The organism is Novosphingobium sp. FKTRR1, assembly GCF_020404405.1.
In the GTDB taxonomy this organism is placed as follows: Bacteria; Pseudomonadota; Alphaproteobacteria; order Sphingomonadales; family Sphingomonadaceae; genus Novosphingobium.
In genome coordinates this window covers 13071-25450 of the sequence record NZ_JAIZDA010000009.1, presented here as the reverse complement: position 1 = coordinate 25450, position 12380 = coordinate 13071, and the positions used below count along the sequence as shown (strand labels likewise).

Sequence of the window (12380 nt, the reverse complement as noted above, 5' to 3'; positions counted from 1 at the left end):
TGCGTAGACTAACGAGAATTCGCGGGAAAGCGAACCTTGCGGGCAATGCCCGTCACTCCTAGCTTGAGGCCCATGCAAGATCCCTACACCCTTCTCGGCCTCAGCCGCAGCGCCAGCGAAAAGGACATCAAGTCCGCCTATCGCAAACTGGCCAAGGAACTGCACCCCGATCACAACAAGGACAACCCGCGCGCAACCGAGCGGTTTGCCGAGGTGACCGGCGCGTACGACCTGCTGTCGGACAAGGACAAGCGCGCGCGGTTCGACCGGGGCGAGATCGACGCCGATGGCAACCCGACCGCGCCGTTCGGCTTTGGTGGAGCAGGCGGTCGGCAGGGCGGCTTTGGCGCGGGCGCGGGCGGTGGCCAGCGCGGTTTCCGGCACGATGGCTTCGAAGGGCCGGGCGGAGATGGCGCGGACATTGGCGACTTGTTCGAAGGGCTGTTCGGCGGTCGTGGCGGTGCTGGCGGCGGCTTTGGCGGTGGCAGTCCGTTCGGATCGCGCCGCGCGCCCCCGCCCAAAGGGGCCAACATCCCGTATCGGCTGGTGGTTCCGTTCACCGATGCCGCCACGCGTGCCGCACAGCGCGTGACGCTGAGCGATGGCAAGACGATCGAGCTGAAAGTACCGCCGGGCGTCGAAAACGGCCAGCAGGTGCGGCTGGGCGGCAAGGGCGAGGCGGGTCCGGGCGGATTTGGCGATGCCATCGTCACCATCGAGATCGCGCCGCACCCCTTTTTCGTCCGCGATGGCAACCATATCCGCGTCGATCTGCCGATCACTTTGACCGAGGCGATCGCGGGCGGAAAAGTCAAAGTGCCGACCGTCGATGGTGCAGTCATGCTCACGATCGCGCCGGGTACCTCAAGCGGGCGCACCTTGCGGCTCAAGGGCAAGGGCTTCTTTGCCAAGAATGGTGAGAGGGGCGACCAGCTGGTGACCGTGCAGATCGATCTGCCCGCCGCCGACACGCCGCAAGGCATCGCCTTGCGCGAACGGCTTGATGGCTGGGTGGATGAACGCAACCCGCGCGAGAAACTGGGACTTTGAGCGATGCCAGCCCTGCCCGGCGATGAGGCTGCGCCGGGTGGCAGGCAAGCTGGTGACATCACGTCCCCGCTGATCCCCGACCTTTCGCCCGAGGCGCGGCGGCGCGAGGCCTTGCGCAAGGTCCGCCGCGATTCCCAGTCCTCTGGCCAAACCACCGGCCGTACCACCGCGCAGACGATCAAGCGCGCGCGCATCCGCGAGGTGCTGCACCGCGTCTGGACCGGCGTGGTCAACGACGGCACGATCCACGCCGGTAACTTCGCCTACATGGTGCTGGTGTCGCTGTTTCCGTTCTTCATCACCGGGGCCGCGCTGTTTTCGCTGCTGGGCGAGGCCAGGCAGCGCTCCGCTGCAGTCGATGCGGTGTTGCGAGCCATGCCGCCCGATGTCGCCAATGTGCTGCAACCGGTGGCGCAAGGCGTGATCGCGGCGCGCAGTGGGTGGCTGCTGTGGATCGGTGGGCTGGTTGGCCTGTGGACCGTCAGCAGTCTGGTCGAAACCATCCGCGATGTGCTGCGCCGCGCCTATGGCACCCGCTGGACCCGCGGATTCTGGTTTCACCGACTGACGTCGACCGGACTGATCATCGCTGCGGTCGTGGCGCTGCTGCTGGCAATCACCGCGCAAGTGGCACTCAGCGCCGCGCAGGAAGCGCTGCTGGCGCTGGCGCCCGAGCTGACCGGCTGGATCACCATGCTGGCCCGGTCGCAACTGGTGCCGCTGGTTGTGCTCTATGGCGCGCTGTGGGTACTGTTCATTTCGCTGACGCCATCGGCCTATCGTGGCAGCCGCTATCCCAAATGGCCCGGCGCACTGTTCGTCACCGGCTGGTGGCTGGCAGTCACGACCGCGCTGCCCAAGCTGCTGCGCCATCTTTTCACCTACGATCTGACTTATGGCAGCCTGGCCGGAGTGATGATCGCGCTTTTCTTTTTCTGGCTGGTCGGCTTAGGGATGGTAGTAGGAGCCGAACTCAACGCCGCGCTGGCCGAAACGCCGGAGGAACGCGATACGCTGGGCCAGGCCGATGACAGAGCTTTTCTGAATGACGGGAAATCCGCCAGTGCCAGACGCGCCGGGCAGATTGCCGAGGAAGTGAGACAAGAGGACGCATGACCGGATTGATGCAAGGCAAACGCGGGCTGATCATGGGCCTGGCCAACGACAAGTCACTGGCGTGGGGAATCGCGAAGAAGCTGCACGAAGCAGGCGCCGAACTGGCCTTCGCCTATCAGGGTGAGGCGCTGGAAAAGCGCGTTCGTCCGCTGGCGGCCAGCCTTGGCAGCGACTTCCTGATCGATTGCGACGTGTCCGACATGGCCGCGCTCGATACCGCGTTCGCGACTTTGGCGGAACGCTGGCCGACGATCGACTTCGTCGTCCACGCCATCGGCTATTCCGACAAGAACCAGTTGCGTGGGCGTTATTACGACACGACGCTCGACAACTTCCTGATGACCATGAACATTTCGGCCTACAGCCTGGTCGCGGTGACCCAGCGCGCCCTGCCGATGATGCCCGATGGCGGGTCGATCCTGACGCTGACCTATTACGGGGCGGAAAAGGTCGTGCCGCATTACAACGTGATGGGCGTGGCCAAGGCGGCGCTCGAAACCAGCGTGAAATATCTCGCCAACGATTGCGGCCCGCAGAACGTGCGGGTCAACGCGATTTCCGCAGGTCCGATCCGCACGCTGGCCGCCAGTGGCATCGGCGATTTCCGCTACATCCTGAAGTGGAACGAACTGAATGCCCCGCTGCGCCGCAATGTCACAATCGACGACGTGGGCGGGGCGGGCCTCTACCTGGTGTCCGATTTGTCGTCGGGCGTCACCGGCGAGGTCCACCACGTCGATGCCGGTTACCACGTGATCGGCATGAAGCAGGAAGACGCGCCCGATATCGCGCTGGGCTGACCAGCAAGATCCGGCGGTTCGCATTGAGCGAATCGGCTCTGCCAAAACGGAAAGGCCCGCGCATGGTGCGCGGGCCTTCGTTCCATCAGCCTCGCTGAACGCGGCTTATTGCGGCGGCGTTGGCACAGCGGGCGCGGCCGTCCCGGCGCGCTCGCGGGCCAGCTTGGCGTCGTATTCCTTTTCCAGTACTTCGACGCGAGCCTGTTCCTCGGCAGCATCCTTGTCCACAGATTGCAGCCGCTTCTGGCGGGCTTCGTCGATCAGCTTGCCGAACTGCACGTCGCTCGACTGCTTCTTTTCGGCGTAGGCGGCGTTGATCAGCTTGGCCATGCAACCCGAAGCGCCAGAAGCACCGACCGGCGAGCAGGATGCAACCCCGGCCGCGCCAACCGTCTCATAGGCTTTGACCCGGTCGGTCCAGCCCTGATTGACCGAGGCATTGGGGTTGTCGCGCAAGGGTGCGGGAATGCGGAAGCGTTCGCCTTCGTCCTTGCGGGCGCAAACGGTTATCTGTTCATCGGTCGAGGGCGGGCACGCGTCGTTGCCATAGATGATCAACTGGTTGACCTTCTCGCCCGCGACATCCTGCGCGGCGGCGGGCAAAGGCGCAAAGGCTGCCGATGTGGCAAGCGCGACGGCGGTCAGGATCAGGCGCTGCATCGGGAAAACTCCAATCGGGATCAAAGCCCTATAGGGCAGATACCCCTTGAACGGTAGGTGAAGCGGCATCCTTGCTTTTGATCAAGCGGAAGCTGGCAAAAATGTGCCGGTCCGCGACAGTCGTAAGCGTCAGATACGCTTGGAAACGGCAATCGCCGCACGGCAACCCAACCGGATCGCGTTGAACAGCAAGGGATAGGCCGGTGCCCTTTCCGCACCCGCAGCGAATGCGGCATCGCGGTGTTCGCGCTCATCATCGCGGAATTCACGGACCAGCGTGGCCAGTTCCGGGTCTTCGTCGCCCAGTTCCTCAAGCTGTTCGGTATAGTGGCGGTCGATCTCGGTCTCGATCGCGGCGGTGCAGGCCATCGCCGCTTCGGGGCCGATCAATGCTGTCGCCGCGCCAAGTGCGAAACCGGCTGCCGACCACAGCGGCCGCAGCGCGGTCGGTCGCACGCCGCGCGCACTCAGCAGCGCATCGAACTTGCGCCGGTGGCCCTCTTCCTGTTGCGCCATCGCGGCGATCTCGGCGGCGTGCGGGCCCCGGTCACCCATCACGGCAAGTTGCCCGGCATAGATCCGCGTCGCGCCGAACTCGCCGGCCTGATCGACCCGGATCATCTGTGCAAAGCGGCTCATGCAGCACCTTTCCGGGCGCGGGTCAGCAGGGCAAAAATTGCCAGCGCCGCGCCGGTTGAAACGAGGAAATTATAACCCGCCAGACTGATTCCGAACAGTGTCCACTGGGCCACATCGCAGCGCACCAGCGGCGCGTTGAGGATGGCCGCAAGCGGATCGGCGCCCAGTTGCGTGGTCGAACAGGTGGTGATCCCCTGCCACCAACCATATTCGACCCCGGCATGGAACGCGCCGATCAGCCCGCTGGCAAGGATCGCCACGGCCGCCGCCCAAGCGAACGCGTCACGCGCGCGGGGGTGGGGCAGCACATTGGCAAGCACGCCAAGCCCGATCGCGGCAAAGTGCGGATAGCGCTGCCACCAGCACATCTCGCACGGGACCAACCCGAAGCCATACTGCGAGGTATAGGCGCCGCCCAGCAGCGCCACCGGAACGACCAGCGCCAGCAAGTGCGCGGTGCGAGCGGGACTTGATCCAGCCATGGTCCCGACCACCCTTAGCGCCGCTGAAACGCAAGCGCGGCGGGGTTGGTGTGCCCCAAAGTGCGCACTGCGTACCACAACTGGAAATCGTCGATGCCCTTGGCCTTCAATTCCTCGGGCGTCATCTTGAAGCGCGGATCCTCGTTCTTGTCCTTCTCGAGATCCTTGTCGTCCTTGATCTCGTTGATCAGGTGGCCGCGCAGGTCGCTTTCACGATACGAGCGCAAGGCCCGCTTGCGCAGATCGGGATCGGAAATCTGCGGCACCGCGATATCGGGCTCGATCCCGCCTTCCTGCACCGAACGGCCCGATGGCGTGTAATACCGCGCCGTCGTCAGCTTGAGCGCGGTATCGCGGGTCAGCGGCAGCAGCGTCTGCACGCTGCCCTTGCCGAAGCTGCGCTGGCCAAGGATCGCCGCGCGATGGTTGTCTTGCAGCGCGCCCGCCACGATCTCCGAGGCTGAGGCCGATCCTTCATCTACCAGTACCACCACCGGCAACCCGCGCGCGATATCACCGGGCTGCGCGGTATAGACCTCGTTGTCGCGGGCATAACGACCACGCTGCGACACGATCGTGCCCTTGTCGAGGAACAAGTCGGACAGCGCCACTGCTTCATCGAGCAGGCCGCCGGGATTGCCGCGCAAGTCGAGCACGACCCCGTTCAGGTGCCCCCCGGTCTGGGTGCGGATGCGGTTGAAGGCATCGTTGACATCGGCGCCGACATTGGCGCTGAAGCTTGATACCGAGATCACACCGACGCCGTCCTTCACCTTCCATTCGACCGGCTTGAGGTCGATGATCTGGCGGGTGATGGTGAAATCGAGCGGTTCATCGCGACCCGGGCGATAGACCGTCAGGCGGATCGGCGTACCCGGAGGCCCGCGCATCTGATCGACCGCCTCGTCGAGCGTGCCGCCATAGATCAGCTTGCCATCCAGATGGGTAATGAAGTCGCCCGCCTTGACCCCGGCCTGATCGGCAGGGCTGCCCTTGGTCGGGGCAATGACCTTGACCGCGCCGTCGTCGAGCGTCACCGACAAGCCGAGCCCACCGTACGAACCATCGGTCTGGGTGCGCAGGTTCTCGAAATCGCGCGCGTCAAGATAGGCACTGTGCGGATCGAGCGTGGCGAGCATCCCGTCGATCGCGCCCTTGATCAGCTTGTCGTCGTTGACCGGATCGACATAGCTCGACTTGATCCGTTCATAGATCGCCATCAGCTTGCCGAATTCGGGGCCGGTGCGCGCATCTACCGCCGCCAGCCCTGCGGTTGCGGCGGGTAGAAGGGCTATGGCGCTGACCAGCAAGGTGGCACGCAGAACAGGAACGATGCGGTTGCCCATCATGGTCTTTCGCGAGGGTGTCGACACGCGCCTATCTATAGCCGCGACAAGGTTAATACCAGATGGCGTAAGCAACCGCCGCATCAAGGGGTAACCCGCGCGAAACAGTCTTTGACGTCAGGGTCGAGCAGATTGGTCCTTGAGGAAATCGAGCGGATTGACCGGCAATCCATCGCGGCGCAGTTCCACCCCGACGATCGGCCGCCCTTGCCCCGCGCTGCCAAGCGGCGATCCTTGCAGCACGGTATCGCCCACGCCGACATCCAACCGGCCCAGATAAGTCAGCAACGACGACCAGCCGCCATCGTGCTCGACGATCACGATCTGCCCGAACCCGCGATAGGGCCCGGCAAAAGCCACCCGACCTGCACCCGGCGCGATGACTTGCGCGCCCGCTGCGGTGGCAAGGGTGATGCCGCGCGTCGGCCCGGTTTGCGCTGCCTCGCCAAAGCCGGTGACGATCCGCCCGGTGACCGGGCGAAGCCAGACGAACGCGCTGGTGCGGTTGGTCAGCCCGAGCGACGGGGTGATGATCGGCCGCACCTCGTTTGCTGCCGCCGGACGCGGGACCGGCCCCGGCAGCGCCGCCAGTTCGGCGCGCAAAGCGCCTTCCTGCTGCAACTGCTGCATCAGCCCGGACAAGTCGCGGGTCTGCTCGGCCAGGGCCAGCATGCGATCGCTCTCGCGGCTGGCAGAGCCTTGCGCAGCGCGCTGGGCGATACGCTGACCGCTTTCCAGCGCGGCCAGTTGCTGCCGCCGCCCGGCAAGCGCGCGCTCGCCCTGACGCAACTGGACGGCTGCGTTGCGCGCGCTGTCCTGCAGCGCCCGCCCACGCAAGACTTCGGCGCGCAGACCGGCGGTCCGGTGGCGCACGTCGGGCAGCACGGTTTCCAGCACCGCACGCAAATAGACGGTATCCTGCAACGAATCCGACCGCACCACGCTGAACACCAACGGGCGCCTGGCCATCAACTGCAACGCGGCGGTCAGGCGGACCACCGGTTCCTGCTGCCGGGCAATACGCAAGCGCAACCCCGCGCGCTGGCGGTCGATCAAAGCGATGCGCGCGTTGGCCAGTGCGATCTCTGCTTCGGCCTGTTGAATGCGGGCGGCCACGGCAGCGGATTCGCGTGCCGTGCGGTCGGCAGCGGCGGTGGCTCGTTCGGCCTGAGCCTCAAGACGGCCTGCGCGAGACTGCGCCTCGCTCAACGCGCCTTGCGCCTCGTGCAGCGCGCGCGCGGCTTCGTCCGCTGTTTCGAACGGTGCGTTTTGCGCGAGCACCGCCCGTGTCGCCATGCCAAGCCCCGTGACCAGCAGCGCCGGTGCCAGCAACACCGCAACAATGCCGGACAGGAGCGCGCGTTTGCTCATCGCTCCGCCCCCTACCCTTCGCGATGATAGGGATGGCCGGCAACGATACTGGTGGCCCGCCACAGTTGTTCAGCCAACATGGCGCGCGCCAGCATGTGGGGCCAGGTCATCGCCCCGAACGCGATCAGCAGGTCGGCCGACTCGCGCAAAGTCGCATCGTGGCCGTCGGCCGCGCCGATCAGGAAGCGGGCTTCGCGTACCCCATCATCGCGCCAACGCTCCAGAATGCGGGCAAAGGCGGTCGAAGTCAGCGTCTCGCCGCGTTCGTCGAGCGCGACATGCCGCACCGAACCTGCGGGCAAAGGTGGCACCGTACCGCCACGCTCGGGCAGTTCGGACACCTTTAAGCCCCAGCTGATGCGCTTGGCATAGCGCTCGACCAGATCCGCCTCAGGCGAACGGCCGATCTTTCCACGCGCGATGATGTGCAACAGCATTCCTGCTGCCTAGCTCAGCGCGCGTGTCCCTGCAAATTGTGGCCTGAGACGTTTTTCAGGCAGCGCCCTTGTCACCAAAGGCCCACATGCGTTCCAGATTGTAGAACGTGCGCACTTCGGGGCGGAACACGTGCACGACCACGTCACCGGTATCGACCAGTACCCAGTCGGCGGCGGGCAGGCCTTCGATGCGCGAATGGCCGAACCCGGCGTGCTTCACCCGCTCTGCCAGCTTCTGCGCCATGGTGGCGACCTGCCGGGTCGAACGGCCCGAGGCGATAACCATCGCATCGGCGATCGAGCTTTTGCCGTCGAGCGGGATGGTGATCACGTCCTGCGCCTGATCATCGTCGAGCGAGGCGAGGATGACTTCAAGCAGCGTTCCCGGCTTGGTCGCGGCGGCAGCGACGGGGGTCGGAGCCGGAGCGATGGCGGGGGGAGAATCGGTGCCGGCACTGGCCGACAGGGGCTGGAGGCTTGTCATGAAGGAAAGATGGTCTCCGTTGATGAAGTGTCAATGCGGTTGCGCCCTGAGGCGCGAAAGCAGCGCCTGTCGGATGAACCGCACGATGAACTGTCCGATGGACCGGACAAATGGGCGGCCCGCGGCGTCAAGCGCCATCGGCCCGTTGGACTGCCGCCGGTTTCCCATGCAGCAGCCGGTGGGTAAGCATGTCTCGCTGGTGGAAGCGGGGCACACGGCGAAACCAGTCTGGATCGGCGGCGCGAATATCGCTTGCCGAACGCGAATCAGGATCGAAACGCAGCTGGATCAGCGCTGGTGCGCTCCCCTTTGCGCCGTCACGCAACTGGCCTGGCCGCTGGCGCCAGCGGCGCAACCAGGCCATGGCAGGGCTTGCCACAGCGGTCGCATCATAGCCCGGACGCGCGATAACCGCAATCGGCATTGCACGGGCGATGCCACGCCAGTTCCGCCAACGGTGAAACTGCGCCAGATTGTCGGCTCCCATAAGCCAGACAAAGCGATGGTGCGGATAGCGCCGCTGCAACCGCTGCAGGGTGTCGATGGTATAACGGGTGCCCAGTTCGGCCTCGATCGCGCTCACCCGAATCGGGTTGCGCCGCGCCACTTCGCGGGCACGGGCATGCCGCAAGGCCAGCGGCGCCATGCCCGCCACGGGCTTGAGCACATTGCCGGGCGAGACCAGCCACCAGACCTCGTCAAGTCCCAGCGCGGCCATGGCAAAGCGGCTGATCCGCAGATGCCCGCCGTGCGCCGGGTTGAAGCTGCCGCCAAGCAGACCGACCAGCGGCCCGCGTCGGCGGCCGTGCGCCGCCGTGTTCAGGGCCGCACCTGCCCGCTGCCGCGCACCAGCCATTTGTAGGTGGTCAGCCCTTCGAGCGCCACCGGGCCGCGCGCGTGCAGCCGTCCGGTGGCGATGCCGATTTCTGCGCCCAGCCCGAACTCGCCGCCATCGGCGAACTGGCTCGATGCATTGTGCATCACGATGGCGCTGTCGACCTCTGCCAGAAAGCGGTCGGCAACCACCTGATCCGCCGTGACGATCGCCTCGGTATGACCCGAGGAGTGGCGCGCTATGTGCGCCAGCGCCGCGTCCGGTCCATCGACCACCGCCACCGACAGGATCGCATCGAGGTACTCGGTATCCCAGTCGGCCTCGCTCGCAGCGCCGATTCGCGGATCGAGCGCGCGTGCGCGCGAATCGCCGCGCAACTCGCACCCGGCATCGAGCAGCGGCCGTACCAAACCGGCGGCATCGGGATAGGTCGCATCGATCAGCAGCGTTTCCACCGAGCCGCACACGCCAGTGCGGCGCAGCTTGGCGTTGAACACGATTGCGGCGGCCATCGCCTGGTCGGCCGCAGCGTGAACATAAGTGTGGTTGATCCCGTCAAGGTGGGCGAGCACCGGCACGGTCGCTTCGGCCTGAACCCGCGCGACAAGGCTCTTGCCTCCGCGCGGCACGATCATGTCGATCAGCCCCGCCGCCTTGAGCATGGCGCCAACGGCAGCACGATCTTGCGTCGGCAGCAGTTGCACCGCCGCTGCTGGCACGCCGCCTGCGACCAGCCCTTCGACCAATGCCGCGTGGATCGCGCGGTTGGAATGGACCGCCTCGGTACCACCGCGCAGCAGGGTGGCATTGCCCGAGCGCACGCACAGCGCGGCGGCATCGGCGGTTACGTTGGGCCGGCTTTCATAGATGATGCCGATCAGCCCGATCGGAATGCGCACGCGCTGCAGCACCAGCCCGTTGGGACGCGCCGTTTCGTCGATCACCCTCCCGACCGGATCGTCCAGCACGGCCACCGCCTCGACCGCAGTCGCGATCCCCTCAAGCCGCCCGGCGTCGAGCCGCAGCCGATCGAGCAGCGCGCCGGAAAGGCCATTGGCTGCGCCATTGGCCATGTCCTGCTCATTGGCCGCAAGAATCTGCGGGGCAGCCCGGCGCAGAGCCGCCGCCGCAAGCAACAGCGCGCGTTCCTTGGCCTGAGCGGACAGACGCGCAAGCATTGCCTGCGCGGCGCGGCCATCGCGCGCAAGGCGCGAAACGAGATCGCTCACCGGCTCGACCGCAGAAGTTGCGGAGTCGATTGCGATTTCGGGCGATGCAGCGAGAGTCGTAGCCATTCCCGCTCCCTATCACCGCCATCCCGACCTGTCAGCCGCAAGACGGGGTGCAATCCCGGTCGATTCGTCCGCTTCCATCGCTGAACCAGCAGAAAACGACACCGGTTGTACACATTTTCATCGCTTCACCGACTAACCGGCACGTTCCGTCTTGCATGGAGGCGATCCGATTCGCGCCGGGCAGTCACCTTGGCTAGGTCCCGCCCGGAATAACGCGCCATGACGAGGATCACGATAAGGCCCCGCATGGACGACAAACTGTCGGGGGTCGCTCGCTTGTCATTTCTAACCCGGGACCGGCTTTCCGCCCGTCTCAGGGCATGGTTCCCGGATCGCGAATTCTTCATGCGATCCGAAGGGCATGTCCGCTTCATCCGCATTTCCACGCGCTTGCAGGCAGGAATCGCCGGTGCCCTTGCTGGCGCTGTGTTGCTGTGGATCGGCGTGCTGGGTTGGGCTTTGCTGTCGACGGTGCTGGGTCTACATGACCAGTCGTCGTTGCTTGGGCGCGAAGCCGCGGTGGCTTCGGCCGAAAGCCGGGTGGCAAAATACCGCGCCAACCTTCAGACCATCGCCGCCGACCTGCAAAAGCGTCAGGATTTCATCGAGAAGGTCGTGCAGGGCTCGATCGGCCCTATCCCCGATTCGCTGCCGCGTGGGACTGTTTCAGACAGTTCGGGAGAGGCTGCGCGCACCGTGCGCAAGATCTCGATGGTCCTGCCCGGCGCCACGGGCCTTGCCCGCGTCGAACAACGCCAACTGGCCTTTGTCGAGCGGCTGACCCGTTTCGCCGACACCCGCGCCGCACAAGCGACCTCTGCCATCCGCAAGGTTGGCCTGTCGCCCGACATGGTTGCGCGCAACGATCGCGCCGCACAGGGCGGGCCGCTGATCCGGCTGGCCACCGGCCCAGGCCTCGCCATCGACCCGCGCTTTGCCCGGCTGGGCGCCAGCCTTGCGCGGATGAGCTTGCTCGACAACGGGCTGGCGCGCATTCCGAACACGCTGCCGGCCAACCTCGATTACATCTCGTCGGGCTTCGGTTATCGCGCCGATCCGTTCGACGGGGGTGCGGCCTTCCATGCCGGGCTCGACTTCAAGGGCCCGCTGGGCGCGCCGATCTATGCCGCCGCCGCCGGTACCGTCAGCTTCACCGGCGTGCGGCAAGGATACGGCAACTGCGTGGAAATCACCCACGGCAATGGGCTGCTCACCCGCTATGCCCACATGTCGCGGATCGCCGCGCGGATGGGCGAGGTGGTCAAGCCCGGCGCGGTTATCGGCGCAATCGGCAGCACCGGCCGCTCGACCGGGCCGCACCTGCACTTCGAAGTGCGCATCAGCGACCGCCCGGTCAATCCGCGCCCTTTCCTTGAAGCGCCCCTGCCCAAACCTCCCCTAGCCAAGGCCAACAATGATGTTCAGCAAGAAGCCGGGGCCCGACGCCCGGCCAGTCGGCGCGGGTAAGTCCGTGGCCGCGACCTTTTCCGTGCTGGGTGCCGACCTTGTCGTGACCGGCGACATCACCGCCGCCGCCGACCTGCACATCGACGGCCGGATCGAAGGCGATGTGACTTGCGCCAGTCTGGTGCAGGGCGAATCGGGTACGATCCATGGTGCCGTGCGCGCGCAGACGGCGCGGCTTGCCGGACGCGTGGAAGGCGCGATCACGGTCACGCAACTGGTGTTGCTCAAGTCTGCCCGCATCCACGGCGACGTCACGTACGATTCGCTGACGATCGAGCAAGGCGCCCAAGTCGACGGGCGACTGGCCTATAGCCATCCGACCCACGATTCGGTGGCGCCACTGGCGTTGGTGACGCAACAACCGGGATAATGGCCGTAATGCCGTAGCCCACAGGACG

At 65.8% G+C, this 12380-nt stretch carries 14 protein-coding genes; 5 read left to right on the top strand and 9 right to left on the bottom strand.

All coding sequences use genetic code 11. The features are described from left to right. Window positions 1-72: 72 nt before the first annotated feature. Genes LDN95_RS10545 through fabI form a run of 3 tightly spaced genes read left to right on the top strand, consistent with a single transcriptional unit; the run spans window position 73 to window position 2966 of the window. A complete protein-coding gene (locus LDN95_RS10545; RefSeq protein WP_226017638.1) occupies window positions 73-1050 on the top strand; it encodes a DnaJ C-terminal domain-containing protein in 978 nt (325 codons plus the stop codon). Window positions 1051-1053: 3 nt separating this feature from the next. Next, a complete protein-coding gene (locus tag LDN95_RS10540) occupies window positions 1054-2166 on the top strand; it encodes a YihY/virulence factor BrkB family protein (protein WP_226017637.1) in 1113 nt (370 codons plus the stop codon). Further along, a complete protein-coding gene (gene fabI / locus LDN95_RS10535) occupies window positions 2163-2966 on the top strand; it encodes an enoyl-ACP reductase FabI (RefSeq protein WP_226017636.1) in 804 nt (267 codons plus the stop codon). The genes LDN95_RS10540 and fabI overlap by 4 nt, the downstream gene beginning before the upstream one ends. Window positions 2967-3071: 105 nt before the next feature. Here the strand turns inward: fabI and LDN95_RS10530 are convergent, their stop codons facing one another. From LDN95_RS10530 to LDN95_RS10490, 9 genes are all read right to left on the bottom strand, one after another. Then, entirely contained in the window at window positions 3072-3626 is a 555-nt protein-coding gene (locus LDN95_RS10530; RefSeq protein ID WP_226017635.1) for a hypothetical protein, read from the bottom strand. 129 nt (window positions 3627-3755) lie between these two features. Next, window positions 3756-4265, bottom strand: coding sequence for a demethoxyubiquinone hydroxylase family protein (locus tag LDN95_RS10525; protein ID WP_226017634.1), 510 nt, complete (start codon window positions 4263-4265; stop codon window positions 3756-3758). Then, on the bottom strand, window positions 4262-4747 hold the full coding sequence (locus LDN95_RS10520) for a disulfide bond formation protein B (protein WP_226017633.1): 486 nt from the start codon (window positions 4745-4747) through the stop codon (window positions 4262-4264). Before LDN95_RS10520 ends, LDN95_RS10525 begins: the two co-directional genes overlap by 4 nt. Window positions 4748-4761: 14 nt before the next feature. Further along, window positions 4762-6096: a S41 family peptidase gene (locus LDN95_RS10515; RefSeq protein ID WP_226017632.1), complete on the bottom strand. Its 1335-nt coding sequence runs from the start codon at window positions 6094-6096 to the stop codon at window positions 4762-4764. A 114-nt stretch (window positions 6097-6210) separates the two neighbouring features. Further along, window positions 6211-7464, bottom strand: coding sequence for a murein hydrolase activator EnvC (locus LDN95_RS10510; RefSeq protein ID WP_226017631.1), 1254 nt, complete (start codon window positions 7462-7464; stop codon window positions 6211-6213). Between the two features lie 11 nt (window positions 7465-7475). Continuing rightward, window positions 7476-7901 (bottom strand): 23S rRNA (pseudouridine(1915)-N(3))-methyltransferase RlmH, encoded by a 426-nt coding sequence (locus LDN95_RS10505; RefSeq protein ID WP_226017630.1) that lies wholly within the window; start codon window positions 7899-7901, stop codon window positions 7476-7478. Window positions 7902-7956: 55 nt separating this feature from the next. Then, the gene (gene rsfS / locus LDN95_RS10500) at window positions 7957-8385 is read right to left on the bottom strand and encodes a ribosome silencing factor (protein WP_226017629.1); all 429 of its coding nucleotides are present in this window, start codon (window positions 8383-8385) and stop codon (window positions 7957-7959) included. A 127-nt stretch (window positions 8386-8512) separates the two neighbouring features. Continuing rightward, window positions 8513-9241 carry a nicotinate-nucleotide adenylyltransferase gene (locus LDN95_RS10495; RefSeq protein ID WP_226017628.1) on the bottom strand — a complete coding sequence of 243 codons (729 nt, stop codon included), beginning with the start codon at window positions 9239-9241 and terminating at the stop codon, window positions 8513-8515. Next, the gene (locus LDN95_RS10490; protein ID WP_226017627.1) at window positions 9205-10515 is read right to left on the bottom strand and encodes a glutamate-5-semialdehyde dehydrogenase; all 1311 of its coding nucleotides are present in this window, start codon (window positions 10513-10515) and stop codon (window positions 9205-9207) included. Before LDN95_RS10490 ends, LDN95_RS10495 begins: the two co-directional genes overlap by 37 nt. A gap of 345 nt (window positions 10516-10860) precedes the next feature. On the opposite strand from LDN95_RS10490, the gene LDN95_RS10485 reads away from it, so the two are divergent. Both LDN95_RS10485 and LDN95_RS10480 read left to right on the top strand, forming a co-directional pair. Next, complete coding sequence (locus LDN95_RS10485) at window positions 10861-11982, top strand: peptidoglycan DD-metalloendopeptidase family protein (protein WP_370631678.1); 1122 nt, start codon at window positions 10861-10863, stop codon at window positions 11980-11982. Continuing rightward, the gene (locus LDN95_RS10480; RefSeq protein ID WP_226017625.1) at window positions 11933-12352 is read left to right on the top strand and encodes a polymer-forming cytoskeletal protein; all 420 of its coding nucleotides are present in this window, start codon (window positions 11933-11935) and stop codon (window positions 12350-12352) included. The genes LDN95_RS10485 and LDN95_RS10480 overlap by 50 nt, the downstream gene beginning before the upstream one ends. Window positions 12353-12380: the final 28 nt, after the last annotated feature.